Source organism: Rhodanobacter sp. FW102-FHT14D06 (assembly GCF_043950705.1).
GTDB lineage: Bacteria > Pseudomonadota > Gammaproteobacteria > Xanthomonadales > Rhodanobacteraceae > Rhodanobacter.
In genome coordinates this window covers 1,581,715-1,602,202 of sequence record NZ_CP170722.1, presented here as the reverse complement: position 1 = coordinate 1,602,202, position 20,488 = coordinate 1,581,715, and the positions used below count along the sequence as shown (strand labels likewise).

Sequence of the window (20,488 nt, the reverse complement as noted above, 5' to 3'; positions counted from 1 at the left end):
CAACGATTGCCGCGACACCCGCCACGGCAAGGAGCCCACGCATGTTGCCTTTCCTCCTGACCAGTGCACTGGCCGCCACGGTCGGCGCGCACGCAAGTCCGTCCTCCCGCCAGATCGTGCCGACCAGCTATGAAGCGGGGCATTTCTACGCGGTGGGTACCACCACCGAAGGCAAGACGCTTCAGCTTCTGGTCGATAGCGGAGGTACAGGCGGAAGCGGTTTCTACGTCATCGATCCGGCGACGGTTTCCCGCCTCGGACTTCAGACCAGTCGGTGCGTACTGGGTGCGGAAACACTGGAAGTGGTCACCACGATCCCCTTCGCACCCGGAAAGGGCTGGCCGAAGTCTGTCGATACGCCCTGCGACGCGACAGCCCTGGTCGTGTCGGGCATTGGCAAAGTCACCGGCAAGGACGGAATCATTGGCGCCGGCTACATGCCTAGGCATATCTGGACCTTTGATTATCCGGCACGGCAGTTGTGGATCGAATCTGCTGACTGGAAGCCTGATGCCGGCATGCACCGGGTCGCCCTCGGCTACCAGCGCAACAGCGCCGGAGGTTGGGGTACCGGCTTCGCGCGTTTGCGCGTTCAAGTCGCCGGCCAGCCGCTTGACCTGCTGCTGGACACGGGCGCGACGGGCAAGCCCTCGTAGCGGGTGAAGCGGCAAGCCAGGCACCCATAGTCCACGGCGTGGGTGTTACCTCCTACATCACCACGTCCATGCTGGAACGATGGCATCGACAGCATCCGGGCTGGCCGGTGGTCGAGGCGGGTGACGACCTGTTCGGAGAACACCATGCCACGCGCATAATCGGGGTGCCGACGATGCAGGTCGCGGGCTGGATCATCGGCCCAATCTGGTTCACCGAACGGGCCGACGCCAATTTTCATGGCTCCATCTCGCAATTCACCGACAGACAGGTGGAGGGTGCCGCGGGCGCCAACATCTTCAGCCACTTCGTGATGACGATCGACTATCCTCATGGTGCCGTCTGGTTCGCATGCGCATCCGGTTGTCGTGCGGCCGAACCCATCCGTGGTGCTTCGGGATTCGACGCGGCGAGTGAGCGCAGCGCTCCTTAGACCAAAGCGGTTCCAGCAGCAGGAACGCGAGCATTTCACGCCGGCATTGCTTGCGAACCATGGGAGCGCTGATGGCAAGCGCGTTCCTTCTTCTAGAACTTGCCCGCCCGGAAATCCGCGATCGCCTCGTGGATCTGCGCCTGGGTGTTCATCACGAACGGACCGTAGCGGGCCACCGGTTCGTTCAGCGACTTGCCGGCGACGACCAGCAGGCGCGAGGGTTTGTCGCCGCCGGCCAGCTGCAATTGTTCGCCATCGGACAGCACGCCCAGCTCGCTGCGTTGCAGCCGTTCGCCACCGACCAGCGCCGATTCGCCCTCGAACACGTAGGCGAAACCGTGGTGGCCGACGGGCAACGCCAGCGCGAACCGCGCACCGGGCTGCAGGCTGACGTCGAGATACACCGGCGCGGTGGCGATGCCTTCGACCGGTCCGGTGGCGCCGGCCAGCTCGCCCGCGATCACCTTGACCTCGACGCCGTCGGCCGGATGCACCACCGGAATCCGCTCCGGGGCGATGTCCTGGTAGCGCGGCGCGGTCATCTTGTCCTTCGCCGGCAAATTCACCCATAGCTGGAAGCCCCACATCAGGCCGTTTTCCTGCTGCGGCATTTCCGAATGCAGGATGCCGCGGCCGGCGGTCATCCACTGCACGCTGCCCGGCGTGAGGTCGCCGCGGTTGCCATGGTTGTCGCCGTGCCGCATGTGGCCGGCGAGCATGTAGGTGACCGTCTCGAAGCCGCGGTGCGGGTGTTCGGGGAAGCCGGCGATGTAGTCATCGGCGCTGTCGGAGCGGAATTCGTCCAGCAACAGGAACGGATCGAGCATGTCCAGCCCGGGCTGGCCGATGATGCGCTTGAGCTTCACGCCGGCGCCGTCGGAGGTGTCGGTGCCGCGGATGCGGCGGGTGATGGTGCGATCGCTCATGGGGTTCTCCGGCTGGTAAGACATGCCCGCCAAGATGGTCCGATTCGTGCCCCGATCCAAGCAGTGTCACCGGAACGGATCGTTTCGCTGGCGCGACACCGGCTCAGTCGAGCCAACGAAAGGCCCGGCGCAACTCGGCCATGGCGTTGTCCGGAAACCAGCGCCCGTGCGCCAGCACCACGCGCCGCGGCTGCCACGCCAGCATCCGCGCCAGACAAGCGCGTGCCTGGCGTTTGCGACCCAGATAGGTCAGGCGCATGTCCCATGGCGCCTTGCCGTCGGGGTCCAGGACGCCACCCAGCCGTGCCAGCCAGCGCATCGGGCCGTGCAGCCTGTCGAGTTCGAAATTCTCGATCAGGTCGGCGAGGATCAGCGTACCGCTGGCGTCATGCAGGAACACGAATTCCTGCATCACGCGGCTGCCGCGGAAGCACATCTGCTTGATGCTGCCGGCCCAGTCCGGGGGCGGCGCGTCGTCCAGATCGGCGTCGAAATGCACGTCGATGCGCTGGCTGGCCGCACGCTGGCGCACCCCGGGCGAAGCCCACGCCGTGGCGTGGGGGTAGCGCTGCTTCCACGCGGCGATATGGGCGTAATGAAGCAGGTTGGGCGACACCAGATGGCGTACCGGCCCGAGCGCATCGATCGCCTCGAACAGCGCCGCGTCGGGTGCGATCGGCGAGTGGCACCACAGCCCGCCGTCGGGCAACCGCACCACCGTCATGCGGGTGGGAAACGGCATGCGCATGCCGAGCGCCGCCATCGCCACCACCGGGCCGTCGACGATCCAGATGTCGGCGGCAACCGGTTTCAACGTGTCGAGCGGGGTGTACAAGCCGAGTTCCGTCACGAATGACCTCGCCAAATGCAGCAGCAGCCCGCTCGCGGGCGATGGGTTTACTCCGAATCCTGAATCCCGATTCCCGAATCCCGGCCCTCAATGCACCCAGTGACCGCTGCGCTGGCGCGGCGGTGCGGCCTCGCTATCGCTGGCTGGCTGGTGCTGGCGCACCATCGCTTCCACTTCCGCCTCGGTGGCGGGGTTGGCCTGCCAGTACTGGTTCACGGCTTGCAGCACCGCCGGCACCTGGCCCAGACAGTCGTCGTATTCGTCGTCGCTGAGCTTTTCGAACTCGGCCTCGGCGCGCAGGATGCCTTCGTCCACCGCCAACGCCATCACCGGGCCGAGCAGCTCCATCAGCTGGGGATCTTCGGCCAGGCGGCCTTCCCACAGGGCGGCGCGCAGGTCGATGCCGCGGCTGAAGCCCTCGCACCAGCCGGCGGCCGACAGCATCGGACCGGCCTCGGATTCGACTTCGCCCAGGATCGGCTCGTAGGCATCCACGTCGAGCTCGGCGCTGATCGAATCGTTGAGCTTGGCCAGCAGGGCCAGCACGCGATTGCCTTCGTCCTCGTCCTCGAACGGCTCGTGCAGCACCTCGCGCAGCCATTCCTCGGGCAGCACCAGCAGCGGGCCGACGGCCAGCGCCGAGAGCAGGCCGTGCACGCCGTCGAGCAGCAGGTCGCCCTCGCCGGTATGCGCGCGCAGGTAGCGGTCCAGTTCGTCCAGTTCGTGGTCGTCCAGCGAGCTGGGCCATTCGTTCTTTGCAGTCATTTCGGTCAGATGTCCAGTTCCAGCGTTACCGGGGTATGGTCGGACGGGCGCTCCCAGCGCCGCGGTTCCCGGTCGATCCCCGCCGCCCTGGCGGCCGGTTTCAGGGCGTCGCCGATCAGGATCAGGTCGATACGCAGGCCCATGTTGCGGCGAAACGCCGCCTGCCGGTAATCCCACCAGCTGTAGTGCCCGGGCTCGGACTCGAACAGCCGGAAGCTGTCGTGCAGGCCCAGGTCGGTGATCGCCTTGAGTGCCTCGCGCTCGGGCGGCGAGCACAGGATGTCCTTGCCCCAGGCCACCGGGTCGTAGACGTCGCGATCGTCGGGGCAGATGTTGAAATCGCCCAGCACCACCAGGTTCGGGTGGCGCTCGTGCTCGCGCGCCAGGAACTCGCGCACCCTGGCCATCCAGTCCAGCTTGTAGGCGTATTTCTCGTCGCCGACCGCCTTGCCGTTGACCACGTACAGGTCGACCACGCGCAGCGGGCCGATGGTCGCGGCGAGGATGCGCCGCTGCGGGTCGTCCAGGCCGGGGATGTCGGTAATCACGTCGACCGGCGCCTCACGGGCCAGGATCGCCACGCCGTTGTAGGTCTTCTGGCCCGAATACACGGCCCGGTAGCCGGCGGCGGCCAGCTCGTCGACCGGGAACTTCGCGTCCTCCAGCTTGGTTTCCTGCAGCGCCACGATGTCCGGCTGTGCGTCGGCCAGCCACTGGCCCAGATGCGGCAGGCGCACCTTCAGCGAGTTGACGTTCCAGGAGGCGATTTTCATCGGGATATTGTAAAGGATTGCCCCGATCGGTCCGGCGGGCCGGCTGAACGGTTCGCGCCGATCGCAATACTTCGGTGCAGGAAAGCCACCGAAATCGCGATTTCCAGTGTATGCTGCGCGGGCAAGCCGTCCGGAGCACCCGGTTCACTTGCCCATCTTGCGGTCAAGTGCAATCGCTCCGAGCCGCAAATCATCCATGCTTCAAAGGTAACGTTACATGTCGGATCGTCAGAGCGGTACAGTCAAGTGGTTCAACGACGCCAAGGGTTTTGGCTTCATCACGCCGGAAAGCGGTGATGACCTGTTCGTGCATTTCCGCGCGATCCAGGGCACGGGCTTCAAGTCCCTGCAGGAAGGTCAGCGCGTCACGTTCATCGTCACCAAGGGCCAGAAGGGCCTGCAGGCCGAGGAAGTCCAGGCTGCCTGAGTCGCACAAACTCAGCTCCTGAAGGAAAGCCCGCTTCGGCGGGCTTTTTTTCGGGCGGCTTTTCGCCGGCACCGGCGTCGGTGGATTTCGACCGCCGCCTGCTTCGGTCGGTGCCGGTACGGTGCCGGATGGAAGCGGTCGATGAGCAACCGATGAATCGCCGCTTCGAGCGGAACGAACGCGGGCACAGCTGAGCCCGGGAGGCCGACGCGGATCAGCTGGCAACCCCACGCCGCTGTCTACGGCCCGTACGGCTTGTCCGGTCAGCCGATGCGCACGGTCACCGCCGCTCCGGCGCTGGCGCAGCGGCTGACGTATCACGCGTGGTACACGCAGTGGAACTGTCGCTGGACTATGCGCCGACGCCGCGCGATCCGAACCTGCAGCCCGCGGGAGCAAACAACCTGCCGCAGGCAGCGTAGGCGCTCGATGCTCGGTGTACGGATTCAACTGCGATTGCGTAGACTCCGATTGCCTGGAATCGGTGGTGAAGGATCACCGTACGGCATCGGCGACGCGCCGGTCACTCGCAGCGCGCTTGAATCAGATCACGACACAAGGGAACAGTGATGAGCAAGGACATGGCCTATTACGAAAAGACCTTTGAATGGCAGCAGTTTCCGGAGGGGAGGGCGAGGTTTGTGGGGGGTATCCGCGGTTGGGACGAACGCGGTCATTACGTTTATGCCGTGGAACTGCAAGGCCGGGTCGTCTATGGGGAAATTGCGCGCACTTTCCTCGCCAATCACAACGACTACAACATCGAAGTGGTCTCCTTCGGCTATGGCATGGAGGAGAACGTGGGGATTCCCGAACCAACGTCGCGTGGTGCTTATACCAGAGCGGAGTTGGAGACTGTTCGCTCGTTGATCGTGCAGTTGATTCGGGCAGGTCAGCATTTTGACGATAAACCCGTCCTCTTGGTGGAATATCCCGATGCCCACTTTCAGGGCAAGATCGTCTTCCGCGAAGGGTGGACGAACCTCCGGCAGGAGACCGTGTCATGACGGACTACTCTCGCCAGATCGAGCGGATCAAGGCCGCGCAATCGCTCGACGAGATCCGCGCAGTTGCCAACACCAATCCCGTCCAGGCCCAAGGCGAAGGCGCCATCCTCTACAGCGGCAAGGTGGGCGAGGTACGTTCGGAAGTCATCGCCAAGGAGCTGGCACACAAAACTGAGTTGTCGATCATCAACGACACGCCGCGAGCCAGGCTTCTGGGCACTTGATTTATCGCCAACGCCGCCCGATTCGGACAGGCAACCCACGGGTAGCCAACGATGGATTGCAGGCACAACAGAGGCTCGAAGCTCGGTGTGCGAACTCGACCGGTGTTTCGTAAACTCGTGGTGGAAGGGATTTACACGGCATCGCTGATGCATCGTTCAGCGACCAATGCACCATCAGATCACGACATGAGGGAACGGTGATGAGCAAGGACGTGAAGGATTACGAAGAGCCCTTCGGTTGGCAGCAGTTTTCGGAGGGCAGGGCGCGATTTGTGGGTGGTATTCGCGGCGGCGACGAGTGTAGGCATGAGGTATATGCCTTGGAATTCCAAGGCCGGGTCATCTACGGCGAAATTGCGCACGCATTTCTTCCCAACGACAACGACTACAACATCGAAGTCGTCTCTTTCGGTTATGGCATGGAGGAAAACGTAGGTAACCCCCATCCCAGGGCCCGTGGTGCCTATACCGAAGGCGAGTTGGATATTATTCGCTCACTAATCGTGCGGCTTATCCGAGCAGGCCATACGTTTGAAGAAAGGCCTTTGCTTCTTATGGAGACCGCAAAGTCGCACTTCATGGGAAAAATCATCTTCCGCGACGCGTGGACGAATCTCAGGCAGGAGGCCGTGTCATGACGGACTATTCCCGCCAGATCGATCAGATCAAGGCCGCGCAATCGCTCGATGATATTCGTGCTGTTGCCAAGGCATTCCCGGTTCAAGCCCGGAGCGAAGGCGCCATTCTCTACAGTGGCAAGGTGGGCGAGGTGCGGTCGGAAGTCATCGCCAAGGAGCTGGCACACAAGACCGGGCTGTCCATCATCAATGACACGCCACGCGCCCAGTTTCTTGGCAGCAAGCGCGTATACGATGCCATTGCTGATTCGACGCAGCGAATTCTCAAAGAACAAGGCATCCCCCTTGATCAAGTAGAAAAATCCAGCTGGGACTTCCTCTACGGCAACGGCAAAGCCCCGCCCGACTCCCCATTCTCGGTGAAAAACAGCCTGTGGGGCGAAGCTTCGGCTGAATTTGCCGGCTCGGTGCGTGGTCATGTCGTGGTGGTCGCCTCGGCGGCGAATGTCGAGCGGGTGCTTGGTCAGGCCGAAATACCCGTGATTCTTCATGTCGATCAAGCCAGCAGCCTGGCCGGTCGACCCTTGTCGTCATGGCAGGCGCTGAACGCGCGTGATGGCATGAAGGCGGTGGTCACCGAATTGCAGACCCCTTTTGTCGATGCCGCAAAGAAGGGCATTTTCGCGTTGCCCGACGGCCCCGCCGGAGAGGTTACCCAAGTGGCGGTTTCGCGCGAGGCAGCCACGACGCTGCGTCTGGACGGTTCCCGATTCGTCGGGGCGGCGGCGTTGAGCGACGCCGGCTTTGTGCGAGCTCCGCTGGCGCCTCCGGCACCCGCCGCGACAATTGTCTCCGCGGAACCCATCGCCATGGCCGAAGCAGGCGCGCGCGGCCTGTCACCCGGTTTGATGCGAAGCGCTGGCATCGTGCCCGCCGCCGCTGTGGTCTACGACGCCACTACCACCGGCTCGCGTGTTTCCGGCCTGCGCCAGCAAGGCAACCTCACCGGCGCCCAGTCCGAAGCGATGCACTTCGCGGGCCGCAATCTGGGCGCATTCGGTGGCGCGATGCTGGGCGCACAGGTGCTCGGCATGGCCGGTTCGGAAACCGGACCGTTCGACTTGCTGATCGGCACGGCCGGTGCGATCGGTGGCGCGATCGGCGGCAGCAAGCTGGCCGATGCCTACGATCAGCACGCCATTTACAACCAGACCGATCCGCAGGGGATGACCTGGCACTTGGACCCGGACCAGCCCGGGCGGGGCTGGACGCGGGAAGTGGCCACGGGCGAGCCAGCACCGCGCGCCGCCGTATACGGGATGGACGGCTTGTCCGGTCAACCCGCGCGCACTGTCCACGCCGATCCGGCGCTGGCGCAACGGCTGACGTATCAGGCATCGAACAGGGCGGTGGAACTGTCGCTGGACTATGCGCCGACGCCGCGCGATCCGTTCCGCCAGCCGGCGAGTCCGCACGACACGCCCAGCGTCGGTCAGGATGCGCCGTGGATCCGCGATGCGCAAACGCGCGCGTGGTCGCGCCACGTCACCGATCAAATCCTCGAACACGGCCTGACCCGCTCGCATGACGAGGTCGCCAGCTCGACCCGTGCGGCGCAGCTCGACCAGGCTGCCGCGCAGACCATCGTCGCCAACCTGGCGCAGTCCAGGCACGCGATCGCGCAGCGTTATCAGGCCGTCTACGAGCGCAGCGGCTGGCAGCAGTTCGGGCCGGTGCCGCAGGCCATCGCCGAGGCGCGGGATACCCCGGCGACCACCTTGCGTGCCTCCGACGGACATGCCTACACCCGCGACGACGCCGGCCAGTGGAGCACCCCGGGGCGGCTGTTTGGCCGGAACCTGGCCGACGGCCCGGTGCGTCAGGAGCTGGATGCCACCTTGCAAGCGCAGCGGGCATCGCTGGCTGCCGCACAGGAACGGCAATCGCCTGCGCATGCCGCAGTACCGACGGCATCGGCCAAACCGGCCGATGCCAACGCGGTGATCAACAAGACATTCTCACCGGCCGTGCGCGAGGCGTTGCACAGGATGAACCGGATGATCGAGGCGCTGGACAACCCCGATCCGACCGTGCTGCGCAAGGAAATCGAGCCGTTTGCCCATTCCGCCGCGGGCCGCGCGTTCTTCGCGCAGGGCCAGGCGCGGCTGGCACACGAGAACGCCCTGGCCGGCCCGCCGTCGCCACGCGACCCACGCGAGTGGGGTCACCCCGATCACTCCCTCAACCAGAGCATCCGCAAGCAGCTCATCGACTTGCATGCCCGTGCCGGCATCTACCCCTCCGGCGCCCGGATCGATCCGTTGACCGCGGCCGTGGCCCTGCATGCGCGGGAACGTGGCATGCCCCGCGTGGATCGACTGGAGTTCGGCGCCGACCAACAAGGCATCCTGGCCAGCCAGGGCCACCGCGGCCCACTGGACAACGTGCTGGCGCCGCCCAGCATGATCGACGTGCAACAGGCCATGCAGACGCCGCCGGCGCAGTCTTACCAGCAAATGGAGCAGGTGACCGCCCGACCACAGGTGCAGCGGGACCAGGTCATGCAACAGTTGGCCCAGCCCCAACAGCAGGGCCAGTCGATGGGCCGCTGAAGCGCCGCGACGGACAACGGCAAGGGATCAAACCACAGGAATTACCCCACGGAAGAGGACGAGCTGACGGCGCTGGCGGCCACCTTGAGTGTCGTGATCAGCCGCTTCGAACAGCGTTGCCAACGCATCGAGGCGCAGCAGGGGGAACTGCTGCAACACCTGCCGGCCATGCTGCAGGACAAGGTCGATGGCGTACTGCAGACCTTGTCGGGCCAGGCCGGCGTGGCGGTACGCGAGGGTTTGGGTGCGCCCGCCGAGCACTTCCGCCAGCGCGTGCAGGTGGCTGCGGCCGAGGCCGAGCAGGCCACCCGCGCGCTTGCCTCGGTGCAGGCCGAGATGGCTTCGCAGCGCCGATGGATGCGCTGGGGCCTGGGCGCCGTGCTGGCGCTGAGCCTGATCAGCCTGGCCGCCACGTACGAAAGTCTCTACGGCTTCTATCAGGCACGCTATGCCCGGCTCCGGGCGCAGGTGACGTATCTGGAGGCGGTCAACCATGCCGACGTGGTGCCGTGTGGCGATGGCAGGCTTTGCGCCCGCGTGGAGCACAACTCGCCACGCTACGGCGAGCGGAAACAGTACCGCGTGGTGGCGCCGCGGCCTTGAGGGTACCGGCGCTGGCAAGGGCCACCGCCGGGCAGACCAAGATCGGATCGCGCTGGCTCTCCGCGCACACCAGCCGGGGCAGCGCGATCCGGCATCCATGCTGCGGTCGACATGCGTGACTCCTGACGCCATCGGTTGCCGACGATGCTTTCGTCGGCTCATGCCAGGCCGTAGCTGCGCAGCAGCGCCTCCGGCTCGGGCTTGCGGCCGCGGAAGGCGATGAAGCTCTCCAGCGCCGGGCGGCTGGCGCCGACGGCGAGGAACTCGCGGCGGAAGCGGTCGCCGGTGACCGGGTCGATCACGCTGCCGCCCTGTCCGGCAGCCTCCTCGAAGGCGCCGAACGCATCGGCCGACAGCAGTTCAGCCCACAGGTAGCTGTAGTAACCGGCCGCGTAGCCGCCGGCGAAGATGTGGCTGAAGCCGTGCGGAAAGCGCTGCCATGCCGGCGGATGCAGCACCGCCACCTGCTTGCGCACCTGCTCCAGCACCGCCAGCGCGCGGGCGCCGCGGGACGGCTCGTACTCCAGGTGCAGCAGAAAATCGAACAACGCAAACTCCAGCTGGCGCACCAGGAACAGGCCGGCGTGGAAATGCCGCGCGGCCAGCATGCGCTCGAACAGCTCGTCCGGCAGCCGCTCGCCGGTCTGCCAGTGGCGCGCGAACAGGTCCAGCGCCTGGCGATTCCAGCCGAAGTTCTCCATGAACTGGCTGGGCAGTTCCACCGCGTCCCATTCCACGCCGTCGATGCCGCCGATCGAGGGCAGCGCGATGCCGGTGAGCAAATGGTGCAGGCCGTGGCCGAACTCGTGGAACAGGGTCAGCACGTCGTCGTGGGTGAGCAGGGCCGGCTTGCCCTCGGTGGGCGGCGCGAAGTTGCAGGTGAGGAAGGCCACCGGCCGTTGCTCCTGGCCGCCGTCGTCGAAGCGGGCGCGGCAGACGTCCATCCAGGCGCCGCCGCGCTTGCCGTTGCGCGCGTAGAGATCGACGTAGGCGCCGGCGAACACCTTGCCGGCGGCATCGCGCACGTCGTAGTAGCGCACCTGCGGGTGCCACACGTCGACGTCGTCGCGGGCGGCGAGAGTGATGCCGTAGAGTTTTCCGGCGAGGCCGAACAGGCCGTCGATCACCGCCGGCAGCGGGAAGTACGGCTTGAGCTGCTCCTCGTCCAGTGCGTACTCGCGCTGGCGCAGTTTCTCCGACGCGTAGGCGACATCCCACGGTTCGAGCGTGTCGAGCTTCAGTTCGGCGCGGGCGAACTCGCGAAGGGTGGCCAGTTCGCGCTGCGCGACGGGCTTGGCGCGGGCGGCCAGGTCGTGCAGGAACTCCAGCACCTCGGCCGGCGAGGCGGCCATCTTGGTGGCCAGCGACTCCTCCGCCGCATTGGCGAAGCCGAGCAGGCGCGCAGCTTCGTGGCGCAGGGCCATGATCTTCTCGATGCGCTCGCTGTTGTCGAACTTGCCCGCATCCGGACCCTGGTCCGAAGCGCGGGTCTGGTAGGCCCAGTACACCCGCTCGCGCAGGCCGCGGTGGTCGGCGTAGTTCAGCACGGCCTGCACGCTGGGCTGCTTGAGCGTGACCAGGTAGCCGTCCAGATCCTGATCCTGCGCATACTGGCGCAGCACGGCGAGGCCGGAGGCAGGGACGCCGGCGAGGTCGCGCTCGTCGGTGACGTGTTCGTGCCATGCCTCGCTGGCATCGAGCACGGCATGGGAGAACTCGGTGGAGAGCCGCGACAGCTCCACCCCGATCTCGCGGAAGCGCGAACGCGCCGGCTCGGCCAGTGCCACGCCGGACAGCCTGAAGTCGCGCAGGGCATGTTCGACCAGCGCGCGCTCCGGCCGCGGCAAGGCGGCGAAATCCGCCGCATCGGCCAGCGTCTGCACCGCCGCGTACAGCGCGCGGTTCTGGCCCAGCTCGATCGCGTGCTCAGTGAGTTTTTCCTCGGCCGGGCCGTAGACCGCGCGCAGCGCTTCGCTGTCGGCCACCGCCTGCAGATGCGACACCGGTGCCCAGGCCCGCGCCAGGCGCTGCTCCAGCCGTTCCTGGGTCAGCATCACGTGGTTGAAGTCGCGCGGCGCGCCGGGGGCGACCAGCGCGTCGATGGCGGCGCGGTAGTCGGCCAGGATCGCGTCGATCGCCGGTTGGACGTGCTCGGGGCGGATCTGCGAAAACGCCGGCAGGATGTCGTCGGCCAGCAGCGGATTGTCGGGGGTCATGCGGTCTCCTTTGGACTGGGAGCGTGGGTGGTGGAAACGTTCGGGGCGATAAAGTCCTCTGCGCGAGGGCCGTTTTTCGACGCTGCGCCGTCCCATGGTGGCTCCATGGGTCAAGCAGCGGCGGAAAACGGGACCGCGCAGAGGGCTTTGCAGCCCGGACGGCTTCTACCGCCCACGCTCCTGGCAGCGTGGCGATCGCGCCGGGCGAAATCAAGCGCGGCCGCGTGACGGGGCGCAGCGCGCCGCTAGAATGCGCGGATGAATTCCCTGCGCCGCTTCAAGGGCATCGCGCCCACGCTCGGCCAACGCGTCTACGTCGACCCCGCCGCCACGGTGATCGGCGACGTGGTGCTCGGCGACGACGTCTCGATCTGGCCCGGCACGGTGCTGCGCGGCGACGTCAACGCCATCCGCGTCGGTGCGAAGACCAGCATCCAGGACGGCGCGGTCGTGCACGTCGCCCACGCCGGTCCGTACGGACCGGGTTACCCGTGCCTGATCGGCGAGGGCGTCACGATCGGCCACGGTGCGGTGGTGCACGCCTGCACGATCGGCGACTACTGCCTGATCGGCATGCACGCCAGCGTGCTCGACGGCGCGGTGGTGATGCGCCACGGCTTTGTCGGCGCCGGCGCACTGATCCCGCCGGGCAAGGTGGTCGGCGAGGGCGAGCTGTGGCTGGGCAATCCGGCGAGATGCGTGCGCGTGCTGGGCGAGCGCGAGATCGAGCAGCTGCATTATTCGGCCGAGCACTATGTGCGGCTGAAGGACGTCTACCTGGCGGAGGTTTGAGCCGGCCTCACATCGCCGCACTGCGCAGGGCGTTCGTCTGGCGAATGCGCTCGGCTTCGGCCTCGTGCTGCCGGGTCAGGATGTTGCGCGCGGCGGACAGTTTGCCGCCGAGCAGGGACAACGTGAAGTTGTTGCTGTCGAATTCGCGCAGCAGATCGATCTCGCGGCGCGCCTCCTCCAGTTCGTTGCGGTTGATGGTGCGCTCGATCTCCTCCGAGGCGCGGCCGAAGGATTCCCGCAGCGCCTCGTGCGCGGTGCGGTCGTGCGGCTCCAGCTGCAGCACGCTGAGGTAGAACTCGAACGCGTTGCTGCCGGCCGGCGCGATCAGGCGGCCGTCGCGCATGGCGTCGCGCGCCAGCCCGAGCAGGATGGCGCGGCCGCTCTGCGCATCGTCGAGCGGTGTCCCGGCCGCTTCGACAGCGGTCGTTCCAGCGGGCGAAGGTGCCGCCACCGGGCCCCGCCGGAAGGTCGCAGCGGCTCCGCCCAACACCAGCAGCAAGACGACGGCAAGCGCGTATCGATGCGATACGGTGGAAAGAAAGCGGGACATGACACCTGCTGCGCAAACGATGGCCGCGCGCTGGAGTCGTCGTCATCGGCGCGCTCCCGGCGGGTCGCGCCATCCTGCCCGCGCATTGTTTCAGTCGTGTGGCGCGGCGGCGACCGGTGCGCTCAGGCCGTTTGCCGCCGCAAGGTCTGGTACACCGGCTCGGTGTCCGGTCGCTGGCCGTGCCACAGCGCGAAGGCGTCGGCCGCGGTTTCCACCAGCATGCCCAGGCCGTCGCAGGCGTAGCGCGCGCCGGCCGCGCGGGCCCAGCCGAGGAAACCGGCGGCGGCCTGGCCGTAGGACAGGTCGTAGCACACTGCGCGGCTGCCGAGCAGGGCAAACGGCAGTTGCAGCGCCGCGCCGAGCACGCCAGCCGAGGTGGCGTTGACGATCAGGTCGAAACTGCCGATGGTGGCCAGGTCGTCCCAGTAGCGGGTACGCACCCGCGCCGGCTCGCCAATGGCGTCGGCCAGCGCGTCGGCCGCCGCCGGCGAACGGTTGACGATGGTCAGCGATCGCACGCCGGCATCGAGCAGCGGCCAGGCCACCCCGCGCGCTGCGCCGCCGGCACCGAGCAGCAAGGTGTCATGGCCGCGCAGGTCGATCTCGTGGCGTTCGGCCAGATCGCGCACCATGCCGTCGCCGTCGGTGTTGTGTGCCGCCAGACGGCCGTCCCCCAGCCGGGTCAGCACGTTGGCCGTGCCGGCCCGCGTGGCTGCCACGCTGTGCTGGTCGGCCAGCGCGAACGCGGCCGCCTTGTGCGGCAAGGTGACGTTGGCGCCGCGGCCGCCATCGGCGAAGAAGCGCCGCACCGCATCGGCGAAGTCGGCCGGCGGCACGTCGATCGCGCGGTATGCCAGCTCGATGCCGCACTGCTGCGCGAACGCCTGGTGGATCGCCGGCGACAGGCTGTGGCTGATCGGGTGACCGAACACGGCGAACTGGGCGGGCTGCATGGGGGTTCCCTGAGGAGTACTGGCTGCCAGTCTACAAGCCACCCCTCGGCGTGCAGGGTCGCAGGCGGTGAGATGAGTGGCAGGCACGCTGGCGGCACTTTCACGGGAGATGCCCCATGCGCACGTCGAGCCCGCTTTCACCGCATCATCCACGCCTGTTTGCCGCCGCCAGCACCTGGCTGCTCGGAGGTGGCGTCTTGCTGCTGAGCACCCTGGTGCCGGCGCACACCGCGCTCCTGGGCTGGACGCCCGCGTTCTGGCTGCTGGTCGCGCCCTTGCTGGTGCTGCTGACGCTGGAACCGGGGCTGCCGCGCCGCTGGCTGGCGCGGCGGCGTCTGCGTGTCGTCCACACCGTTCACGGCGCGGCCTGGCGCTGATGGCTCAGACGGCGCCGCCCTGGCGCTTGCGTTCCATCCGGCGCAGGAATTCGCGCATCACGCGCAGGTACAGTTCGTCGCCGAGATAGGCATCTTCCACGCCGGCGTCGATCGAGGGGTTGTCGTTCACCTCGATCACCACCGGGCGGTTGCCGACTTGCTTGAGGTCGACGCCGTAGAGTCCGTCGCCGACCGGCTGGGTCGCCTTCAGCGCCAGCTTGACCACGGCCACCGGGGCGTCCTTCAACGCGATGGTCTCGAAGCCGCCGGACTTTGCCGTGCCGGTGGCGCCGTGGTTGTAGATCTGCCAGTGGCCGCGCGACATGTAGTACTTGCAGGCGTAGATCGCCTCGCGGTTGAACACGCCGATGCGCCAGTCGAACTCGGTGTAGACGTATTCCTGCGCCAGCAGCAATGCGCTGTGCTGGAACAGGCCACTGGCCGCGTGCGCCAGCTCTTGCTCGTCCTCGACCTTGACCACGCCGCGCGAGAACGAGCCGTCCGGGATCTTCAGCACCAGCGGGAACCCGAGCCGCTCGACGACTTCCTTCATGCCCTTGCTGTCGTCGCGATAGAGGATCTCCGTGCGCGGCACCGCCAGTTTGCGCGAGACCATCAGGTCGTTGAGGTAGATCTTGTTGGTGCAACGCAGGATCGAGCTGGGGTCGTCGACCACCACCATGCCTTCCTTCTCGGCGCGGTGGGCGAAGCGGTAGGTGTGGTTGTCGCTGGCGGTGGTTTCGCGGATGAACAGGCCGTCGTACTCGGCCAGCCGCTGGTAGTCGTTCTTGCCGATCGGGTCGACCTCGATGCCCAGCTCCTTGCCGGCGCCGATGAATGCCTTCAGCGCGCGCTTGTTCGACGGCGGCATCTGCTCGGCCGGGTCGACCAGCATGGCCAGGTCGTAGCGGAACTGCTTGCGCGCGCGCGGCTTGCGCCACAGCTTGCGCGAGAAGCGGTCCAGTTCCTCGGCGAAGGCGTCCTCCTGCGCGTCGTCCAGCGAATGCAGGCCGACCGGCTTGATCGAGCTGACCTGCCACACGCGGTCGCGCTCGAACTCGATGCGCAGCAGCGGGCAGGGGAACATCTCGAACACCTGCCGGGCCAGGTCCTGCAGCGCCGGGTAGGCGGTCTCGCCGAAGTACACCAGGATGCCGAAGTCGGTGGTGTCGCGCCCGCCGGCAGGCAGGAAGTGGGTGAGCTTCTGGTTGAGGTCGTCGATGTCCAGGCCGTACAGCGAGCGCCGGCGCAGGTCGTTCACCGTGCGCACCGACGGCATCACCTTGTGCCCGCGCGCCTCGGCCAGCAACGACACGTAGTAGCCGGTGCCCAGGTACTTGTAGCTGCGGCACAGGTTGATCACGTGGGTGCGTTCGTCGTCGGCACCGACCGGCGTGCGCAGATAATCCATTGCGCTCATCACATCAACGGAGGGGTAATACGAGCTCCAGTCGGAGGCTTTCTCGACAACGACGACCAGGCGGGCCATGACACCTCTCGATCCCAAGTGGCATGCGCGGCCGGTCGCGCCCGGGGCGGGCGGCGGCGCAAAGTGCGCAGTCTGGCACAGCGCCGCGACGACACAAGGGATGGCACTGAAGGAGACGTAAATGCCCGCCCGCGCCAGCCTGTGCAGCGCCTGCTAGAGTCCGCGGGATTGCCCTGCCTGATGCCACGGATACCACCCTCGATGCCGTCTTTGCCCGTCACCGCACCGGCGCGCGTGCGCCGCGCGGATCTTTCCGATCTCGACGACCTGGTGACGCTGGAACAAAACGCGTTCGACGGCGACCGCCTGAGCCGGGCGCAATACCGCCGCCACCTGGACAGCGATTCGGCGCAAGTGCTGGTGGCCAGCGGCGGCCGCCACGATTTCTTCGGCAGCGCGGTGCTGTTTTTCCGCAAGCGCAGCCGGGTGGCGCGCGTGTATTCGCTGGCGACGCGACCCGAATCGCGCGGCCTGGGCATCGGCGCGGCGCTGCTGCAGGCGGCCGCGGCCGCCGCGCGACGGCGCGGTTGCGACCGGCTGCGGCTGGAGGTGCGTCCGGACAACGCCGCGGCGATCCGCCTGTACGAGCGCACGGGCTTCCGCCGTTTCGGCGCGTATCGGCGTTACTACGAGGACGGCACCGACGCCTGGCGCTACGAGCAAGCGCTGGATTGATCGCGTCGCGCGTCAGCCGCCCAGCGGGTGGCGGATGCGCTGCTCGGTGGCGTCGTCCGCCCGCGCCACCAGCGCGCCGGTGCGCATCAGGTTCACCGTGTAGTGGCCGCCGTCGACCAGCGGCAGAAACGCGCCGCTGCCGTAGACCGTGTCGAGTTCCGGCAGCCACGCAGGGTGCGTCTTGCCCAGCTTGACCAGGTCGAACGCACCGGCCGGCTCGAAACTGATCACCGTGCGCGGCGCGGTCATTTCCTGCGCGGGATCGTCGTAGCGGCCAGAGAGCCGATCGAGCCGGTACAGCGGTGGCACGCCGGCCAGCAGCGCGGGCAGCTTCCACTTCAGCACGACCGCCTCGACGCGCCAGGCATCGCCGGCCAGTTCGACCTCGCGCGTGCTGCCGTCGGGCCAGGTCAGGTTGAGCGCCCAGCGCTGCGGCGACAGGATGCGCGCGTCGATCTCGACCACCGACGCCTCCTCGCCCAGCAGGTGGTAGCCACGCAGCGCAGCGCCGGTGCCGGCCAGCAACAGGGTGAGCGCAAACGCCGCCACGCACAGCAGCGCCCGCCAGCTGGCCGCTGCGCGACGACGCGCCTGCAGGTGCCGGCGCAGCATCACCAGCTGCGCGAGGGTGACCAGCGCGAACACCGCGGCCAGCACCAGCAGCACCGTCATCGGCATGCGCAGCAAGGCGCTCCAGTCCATCGCATCCACCCTCGTCGTCGCGCGGCACGCGCCGCCGCCCCATGATAGCCGGCGCACCGCGGGTGCCTCGCTATACTGGCCACTTGCTGAGGAACCCCGCCATGCGCCGATCCCTGTTGTTGCTGCCGCTCGCCCTCGTCGTCGCCCTGCTTGCCGGCTGCGGCAACAAGGGACCGCTGGTGCTGCCGCCGGCACGAACCGCGCCGCCGCCGACACCGGCCACCAGCGCACCGGCACCGGCGATGCCGGCCAGCGTGGCCGCGGATGCTTCCGGCGAGCACTGAGATGGCGCCGGCGCCACTGCGCTTTTCCAAGATGCACGGCAGCGGCAACGACTTCGTCGTGCTGGACTGCCGGCGGCAGGCGTTCGCGCTCGACGCGGTGCAGATCCGCGCGCTGGGTGATCGCCACACCGGCGTGGGCTTCGACCAGCTGCTCAGCGTGGAGCCGGCGCGCGATCCGTCGTGCGCGTTCTACTACGGCATCTGGAACACCGACGGCTCGCCGTCAGGCCAGTGCGGCAACGGCGTGCGCTGCGTGGCGGCGTGGTTGCATCGTGCCGGCGCGCTGGCGCTGGACCAGGCGGTGCGCATCGAGAGTCCGTCCGGACCGGTGACGGTGCGCGTGCTCGCACCGGACGAGGTCACCGTGGACATGGGCGAGCCGATCTTCGAACCGGCGCGGATTCCGTTCGCGGCCGCGGCGACGGCCGCGCATTACCCGATCGAGGTCGGCGGCGATACGCTGGACATCGGCGCCGTCTCGATGGGCAATCCGCATGCGGTAGTGACCGTCGATGACCTGGCCGATCCCGCGCTGGAACGGCTCGGCCCGCTGCTGACCCGGCATCCGCGCTTCGCCGAAGGCGCCAACGCCGGCTTCGTGCAGCGGCTGGACCGCAGCCACCTGCGCCTGCGCGTGCACGAGCGCGGCGCCGGCTGGACCCGCGCCTGCGGCACCGGGGCCTGCGCCGCGATGGCGGTGCTGCGCCGGCGTGGCGAAGTGGATGAGCGCGTCGCGGTGGCGCTGCCCGGCGGCAGCCTGCGCATCGACTGGGCCGGCGCCGGCCATGCGCTCTGGATGACCGGCCCGGCGGCCTTCGTTTTCGAGGGCGAATGGGCGCTTCCCCGCGTCGAACCGCCGCCGGCCGGTTGAAGCCCGCGCGCGTCCATCGCACACTGCGGCAGGCAAGCCCCGCCCGCCCCGCTCCAGGATCTCCGCGCATGACCGCTACCCTGCTCGACGACGCCACCCAGGCCCGCGTGGTCGCCGCCTACCTGAAGCGGCACCCGGAATTCCTCAGCGAGTACCCCGAGCTCGCCGCCAAGCTGACCATGCCGCCGCGCGAGAGCGGCGGCGCGGTGGCCTCGCTGGCGGTCTACCAGATGCAGAGCTTGCGCGACAAGAACGCCGAGCTGGAGCGGCGGCTGGCCGAACTGGTCGAGATCGCCGCCGAGAACGAGAAGCTGATGGAGCGCGTGCACGGCCTGACCGTGGCGCTGCTGCGCGCCAGCACGATGGAGGTCACTGCACGCACGGTGATCGCACGGCTCAGCGCGGATTTCCACACCGAGCGCGTGAGCCTGCTGCTGTTCGGGGCCGAACCCAAGCTGCCGCGCGCCGACTGGCTGCAGCAGATCGCCGGCGGCGCGGCGGCGCTGCCCGAGTTCGCCGATTTCCTGCACAAGGGCGAGCCCAGCTCCGGCCGCCTGTCGGCCGACAAGCTGGCGCGGCTGTTCGGCGAGCACGCGACCGGACTGCAGTCGGTGGCGTTGATCCCGCTGGGCGACGCCGGCATGCTGGCCATCGGCAGCGCCGACCCGAACCGCTTCCAGCCGGGCATGGGCACGCTGTTCCTGAGGATGATCTCCGCCACCATCACCGCCGCGCTGGCGCGCTCGCGGGATGTCTCCTGAGCCGGTAGTGACCCCGGCCGGCCAAGTCGATGCCTGGCTGGCCCGCCTCGCCGGCGAACGCCACGCCTCGCCGCACACCGTCGCCGGCTATCGGCGCGACCTGGACAAGCTGCTGCGCTTCATGGCGGCAGGTCAGGTAGGCACCTTCGAAGCACTCGACGGCGCGCGCATGCGCGCGTTCATCGCCGGCGAACATCGCGCGGGGCTGGCGCCGAAGAGCCTGCAGCGCCTGCTCTCTTCCTGCCGCAGCCTGTTCCGCCAGCTCGGTCGCGAGGGCACGCTGAGCCACGATCCGCTGCTCGGCGTGCGCGGCCCCAAGGTGCGCCGCAAGCTGCCGCAGGTGCTCGACGTGGACGAGGCCACCGCGCTGGTGGAGACCGACAGCGGCGGCAAGCTCGCCGTGCGCGACCGCGCGATGCTGGAGCTGTTCTACTCCAGCGGCCTGCGCCTGTCCGAGCTGTGCGGCCTGCGCTGGCTCGACCTCAAGCTCGACGACGGCGAGGTGCGCGTGCTGGGCAAGGGCAGCAAGACGCGCATCGTGCCGGTCGGCCGCCACGCCGTGGCCGCGCTTCGTGCGCTCGGCGCCGAGCAGGGCATGCCGCCGGACGGCCCGGTATTCAGCGGCCGCGGCGGCGCGCCGATCCATCCACGCACGATCCAGCTGCGCATGAACACCCTCGCGCTGCAGCAGGGCATCCCGAAACACATCCATCCGCATCTGCTCAGGCACACCTTCGCCAGCCACATGCTGGAATCCTCCGGCGACCTGCGTGCGGTGCAGGAGCTGCTCGGCCACGCCGACATCGCCACTACCCAGATCTACACCCACCTCGATTTCCAGCACCTGGCCAAGGTCTACGACGCCGCGCATCCGCGAGCACGGGTGAAGCGAGGGGCGAAAAGCGAGGAGTGAGTGGAGAGGAGTGAGGAATGAGAGAGAGCAGACCACGAGCCCGGCTTTCTCTC

At 67.8% G+C, this 20,488-nt stretch carries 24 protein-coding genes; 15 read left to right on the top strand and 9 right to left on the bottom strand.

Annotated elements, in window-relative coordinates:
- The first annotated feature begins 41 nt into the window (after positions 1 to 41).
- Both ACFCQI_RS07375 and ACFCQI_RS07370 read left to right on the top strand, forming a co-directional pair.
- On the top strand, positions 42 to 656 hold the full coding sequence (locus ACFCQI_RS07375) for a hypothetical protein (RefSeq protein ID WP_395120794.1): 615 nt from the start codon (positions 42 to 44) through the stop codon (positions 654 to 656).
- A gap of 68 nt (positions 657 to 724) precedes the next feature.
- Positions 725 to 1,087: a hypothetical protein gene (locus tag ACFCQI_RS07370; RefSeq protein ID WP_395120793.1), complete on the top strand. Its 363-nt coding sequence runs from the start codon at positions 725 to 727 to the stop codon at positions 1,085 to 1,087.
- Between the two features lie 92 nt (positions 1,088 to 1,179).
- On the opposite strand, the gene ACFCQI_RS07365 is transcribed toward ACFCQI_RS07370, so the two are convergent.
- From ACFCQI_RS07365 to xth, 4 genes are all read right to left on the bottom strand, one after another.
- Positions 1,180 to 2,013, bottom strand: coding sequence for a pirin family protein (locus tag ACFCQI_RS07365; protein WP_395120792.1), 834 nt, complete (start codon positions 2,011 to 2,013; stop codon positions 1,180 to 1,182).
- A gap of 103 nt (positions 2,014 to 2,116) precedes the next feature.
- The gene (locus ACFCQI_RS07360; RefSeq protein ID WP_395120791.1) at positions 2,117 to 2,863 is read right to left on the bottom strand and encodes a DUF4336 domain-containing protein; all 747 of its coding nucleotides are present in this window, start codon (positions 2,861 to 2,863) and stop codon (positions 2,117 to 2,119) included.
- Between the two features lie 87 nt (positions 2,864 to 2,950).
- The gene (locus tag ACFCQI_RS07355; RefSeq protein WP_395120790.1) at positions 2,951 to 3,628 is read right to left on the bottom strand and encodes a YecA family protein; all 678 of its coding nucleotides are present in this window, start codon (positions 3,626 to 3,628) and stop codon (positions 2,951 to 2,953) included.
- A 5-nt stretch (positions 3,629 to 3,633) separates the two neighbouring features.
- Positions 3,634 to 4,401, bottom strand: a complete 768-nt coding sequence (xth, locus tag ACFCQI_RS07350) for an exodeoxyribonuclease III (protein ID WP_395120789.1) — start codon at positions 4,399 to 4,401, stop codon at positions 3,634 to 3,636.
- Between the two features lie 217 nt (positions 4,402 to 4,618).
- On the opposite strand from xth, the gene ACFCQI_RS07345 reads away from it, so the two are divergent.
- The 6 genes from ACFCQI_RS07345 to ACFCQI_RS07320 all read left to right on the top strand — a co-directional run bounded on the left by ACFCQI_RS07345 (position 4,619) and on the right by ACFCQI_RS07320 (position 9,852).
- Positions 4,619 to 4,828: a cold-shock protein gene (locus ACFCQI_RS07345; RefSeq protein ID WP_008438719.1), complete on the top strand. Its 210-nt coding sequence runs from the start codon at positions 4,619 to 4,621 to the stop codon at positions 4,826 to 4,828.
- Positions 4,829 to 5,397: 569 nt separating this feature from the next.
- The gene (locus ACFCQI_RS07340; protein WP_395120788.1) at positions 5,398 to 5,835 is read left to right on the top strand and encodes a hypothetical protein; all 438 of its coding nucleotides are present in this window, start codon (positions 5,398 to 5,400) and stop codon (positions 5,833 to 5,835) included.
- Complete coding sequence (locus ACFCQI_RS07335; RefSeq protein WP_395120787.1) at positions 5,832 to 6,059, top strand: hypothetical protein; 228 nt, start codon at positions 5,832 to 5,834, stop codon at positions 6,057 to 6,059. The genes ACFCQI_RS07340 and ACFCQI_RS07335 overlap by 4 nt, the downstream gene beginning before the upstream one ends.
- A 200-nt stretch (positions 6,060 to 6,259) precedes the next feature.
- On the top strand, positions 6,260 to 6,697 hold the full coding sequence (locus ACFCQI_RS07330) for a hypothetical protein (protein ID WP_395120786.1): 438 nt from the start codon (positions 6,260 to 6,262) through the stop codon (positions 6,695 to 6,697).
- Positions 6,694 to 9,249, top strand: coding sequence for an XVIPCD domain-containing protein (locus tag ACFCQI_RS07325; RefSeq protein WP_395120785.1), 2,556 nt, complete (start codon positions 6,694 to 6,696; stop codon positions 9,247 to 9,249). Before ACFCQI_RS07330 ends, ACFCQI_RS07325 begins: the two co-directional genes overlap by 4 nt.
- Before the next feature lie 84 nt (positions 9,250 to 9,333).
- Positions 9,334 to 9,852: a hypothetical protein gene (locus ACFCQI_RS07320; RefSeq protein WP_395120784.1), complete on the top strand. Its 519-nt coding sequence runs from the start codon at positions 9,334 to 9,336 to the stop codon at positions 9,850 to 9,852.
- A gap of 158 nt (positions 9,853 to 10,010) precedes the next feature.
- On the opposite strand, the gene ACFCQI_RS07315 is transcribed toward ACFCQI_RS07320, so the two are convergent.
- Entirely contained in the window at positions 10,011 to 12,068 is a 2,058-nt protein-coding gene (locus tag ACFCQI_RS07315) for a M3 family metallopeptidase (protein WP_395120783.1), read from the bottom strand.
- Between the two features lie 258 nt (positions 12,069 to 12,326).
- Here ACFCQI_RS07315 and ACFCQI_RS07310 point away from each other — a divergent pair, with 258 nt between their 5' ends.
- Positions 12,327 to 12,860 (top strand): gamma carbonic anhydrase family protein, encoded by a 534-nt coding sequence (locus ACFCQI_RS07310; RefSeq protein ID WP_395120782.1) that lies wholly within the window; start codon positions 12,327 to 12,329, stop codon positions 12,858 to 12,860.
- A gap of 7 nt (positions 12,861 to 12,867) precedes the next feature.
- Here the strand turns inward: ACFCQI_RS07310 and ACFCQI_RS07305 are convergent, their stop codons facing one another.
- Entirely contained in the window at positions 12,868 to 13,410 is a 543-nt protein-coding gene (locus tag ACFCQI_RS07305) for an energy transducer TonB (RefSeq protein WP_395120781.1), read from the bottom strand.
- Positions 13,411 to 13,532: 122 nt separating this feature from the next.
- Positions 13,533 to 14,363 (bottom strand): shikimate dehydrogenase, encoded by an 831-nt coding sequence (gene aroE, locus ACFCQI_RS07300; RefSeq protein WP_395120780.1) that lies wholly within the window; start codon positions 14,361 to 14,363, stop codon positions 13,533 to 13,535.
- A 116-nt stretch (positions 14,364 to 14,479) separates the two neighbouring features.
- Between aroE and ACFCQI_RS07295 the strand changes: the two genes are divergently transcribed.
- A complete protein-coding gene (locus tag ACFCQI_RS07295) occupies positions 14,480 to 14,740 on the top strand; it encodes a hypothetical protein (RefSeq protein WP_395120779.1) in 261 nt (86 codons plus the stop codon).
- 4 nt (positions 14,741 to 14,744) lie between these two features.
- On the opposite strand, the gene ACFCQI_RS07290 is transcribed toward ACFCQI_RS07295, so the two are convergent.
- Positions 14,745 to 16,229, bottom strand: a complete 1,485-nt coding sequence (locus ACFCQI_RS07290; RefSeq protein ID WP_395120778.1) for a RimK family protein — start codon at positions 16,227 to 16,229, stop codon at positions 14,745 to 14,747.
- 201 nt (positions 16,230 to 16,430) lie between these two features.
- Between ACFCQI_RS07290 and ACFCQI_RS07285 the strand changes: the two genes are divergently transcribed.
- On the top strand, positions 16,431 to 16,904 hold the full coding sequence (locus ACFCQI_RS07285) for a GNAT family N-acetyltransferase (RefSeq protein ID WP_395120777.1): 474 nt from the start codon (positions 16,431 to 16,433) through the stop codon (positions 16,902 to 16,904).
- Positions 16,905 to 16,916: 12 nt separating this feature from the next.
- Here ACFCQI_RS07285 and ACFCQI_RS07280 read toward each other — a convergent pair whose 3' ends face one another.
- Positions 16,917 to 17,606: a hypothetical protein gene (locus ACFCQI_RS07280; RefSeq protein WP_395120776.1), complete on the bottom strand. Its 690-nt coding sequence runs from the start codon at positions 17,604 to 17,606 to the stop codon at positions 16,917 to 16,919.
- Positions 17,607 to 17,707: 101 nt separating this feature from the next.
- On the opposite strand from ACFCQI_RS07280, the gene ACFCQI_RS07275 reads away from it, so the two are divergent.
- From ACFCQI_RS07275 to ACFCQI_RS07260, 4 genes are all read left to right on the top strand, one after another.
- The gene (locus tag ACFCQI_RS07275; protein WP_395120775.1) at positions 17,708 to 17,890 is read left to right on the top strand and encodes a lipoprotein; all 183 of its coding nucleotides are present in this window, start codon (positions 17,708 to 17,710) and stop codon (positions 17,888 to 17,890) included.
- Position 17,891: 1 nt separating this feature from the next.
- Positions 17,892 to 18,761, top strand: coding sequence for a diaminopimelate epimerase (dapF, locus tag ACFCQI_RS07270; protein ID WP_395120774.1), 870 nt, complete (start codon positions 17,892 to 17,894; stop codon positions 18,759 to 18,761).
- Positions 18,762 to 18,829: 68 nt separating this feature from the next.
- On the top strand, positions 18,830 to 19,522 hold the full coding sequence (locus tag ACFCQI_RS07265; RefSeq protein WP_395120773.1) for a DUF484 family protein: 693 nt from the start codon (positions 18,830 to 18,832) through the stop codon (positions 19,520 to 19,522).
- 7 nt (positions 19,523 to 19,529) lie between these two features.
- Positions 19,530 to 20,435 carry a tyrosine recombinase XerC gene (locus ACFCQI_RS07260; protein WP_395121302.1) on the top strand — a complete coding sequence of 302 codons (906 nt, stop codon included), beginning with the start codon at positions 19,530 to 19,532 and terminating at the stop codon, positions 20,433 to 20,435.
- Positions 20,436 to 20,488 lie beyond the last annotated feature (53 nt).

What these genes read in the sequence shown, in the direction of transcription:
- ACFCQI_RS07375 (WP_395120794.1), top strand. Translation starts at nt 42, where the DNA reads ATGTTGCCTTTCCTCCTGACCAGTGCACTGGCCGCCACGGTCGGCGCG.
- ACFCQI_RS07370 (WP_395120793.1), top strand. Translation starts at nt 725, where the DNA reads ATGCTGGAACGATGGCATCGACAGCATCCGGGCTGGCCGGTGGTCGAG.
- ACFCQI_RS07365 (WP_395120792.1), bottom strand. Translation starts at nt 2,013, where the DNA reads ATGAGCGATCGCACCATCACCCGCCGCATCCGCGGCACCGACACCTCC.
- ACFCQI_RS07355 (WP_395120790.1), bottom strand. Translation starts at nt 3,628, where the DNA reads ATGACTGCAAAGAACGAATGGCCCAGCTCGCTGGACGACCACGAACTG.
- xth (WP_395120789.1), bottom strand. Translation starts at nt 4,401, where the DNA reads ATGAAAATCGCCTCCTGGAACGTCAACTCGCTGAAGGTGCGCCTGCCG.
- ACFCQI_RS07345 (WP_008438719.1), top strand. Translation starts at nt 4,619, where the DNA reads ATGTCGGATCGTCAGAGCGGTACAGTCAAGTGGTTCAACGACGCCAAG.
- ACFCQI_RS07340 (WP_395120788.1), top strand. Translation starts at nt 5,398, where the DNA reads ATGAGCAAGGACATGGCCTATTACGAAAAGACCTTTGAATGGCAGCAG.
- ACFCQI_RS07335 (WP_395120787.1), top strand. Translation starts at nt 5,832, where the DNA reads ATGACGGACTACTCTCGCCAGATCGAGCGGATCAAGGCCGCGCAATCG.
- ACFCQI_RS07330 (WP_395120786.1), top strand. Translation starts at nt 6,260, where the DNA reads ATGAGCAAGGACGTGAAGGATTACGAAGAGCCCTTCGGTTGGCAGCAG.
- ACFCQI_RS07325 (WP_395120785.1), top strand. Translation starts at nt 6,694, where the DNA reads ATGACGGACTATTCCCGCCAGATCGATCAGATCAAGGCCGCGCAATCG.
- ACFCQI_RS07315 (WP_395120783.1), bottom strand. Translation starts at nt 12,068, where the DNA reads ATGACCCCCGACAATCCGCTGCTGGCCGACGACATCCTGCCGGCGTTT.
- ACFCQI_RS07310 (WP_395120782.1), top strand. Translation starts at nt 12,327, where the DNA reads ATGAATTCCCTGCGCCGCTTCAAGGGCATCGCGCCCACGCTCGGCCAA.
- ACFCQI_RS07305 (WP_395120781.1), bottom strand. Translation starts at nt 13,410, where the DNA reads ATGTCCCGCTTTCTTTCCACCGTATCGCATCGATACGCGCTTGCCGTC.
- aroE (WP_395120780.1), bottom strand. Translation starts at nt 14,363, where the DNA reads ATGCAGCCCGCCCAGTTCGCCGTGTTCGGTCACCCGATCAGCCACAGC.
- ACFCQI_RS07295 (WP_395120779.1), top strand. Translation starts at nt 14,480, where the DNA reads ATGCGCACGTCGAGCCCGCTTTCACCGCATCATCCACGCCTGTTTGCC.
- ACFCQI_RS07290 (WP_395120778.1), bottom strand. Translation starts at nt 16,229, where the DNA reads ATGGCCCGCCTGGTCGTCGTTGTCGAGAAAGCCTCCGACTGGAGCTCG.
- ACFCQI_RS07285 (WP_395120777.1), top strand. Translation starts at nt 16,431, where the DNA reads ATGCCGTCTTTGCCCGTCACCGCACCGGCGCGCGTGCGCCGCGCGGAT.
- ACFCQI_RS07280 (WP_395120776.1), bottom strand. Translation starts at nt 17,606, where the DNA reads ATGGACTGGAGCGCCTTGCTGCGCATGCCGATGACGGTGCTGCTGGTG.
- ACFCQI_RS07275 (WP_395120775.1), top strand. Translation starts at nt 17,708, where the DNA reads ATGCGCCGATCCCTGTTGTTGCTGCCGCTCGCCCTCGTCGTCGCCCTG.
- dapF (WP_395120774.1), top strand. Translation starts at nt 17,892, where the DNA reads ATGGCGCCGGCGCCACTGCGCTTTTCCAAGATGCACGGCAGCGGCAAC.
- ACFCQI_RS07265 (WP_395120773.1), top strand. Translation starts at nt 18,830, where the DNA reads ATGACCGCTACCCTGCTCGACGACGCCACCCAGGCCCGCGTGGTCGCC.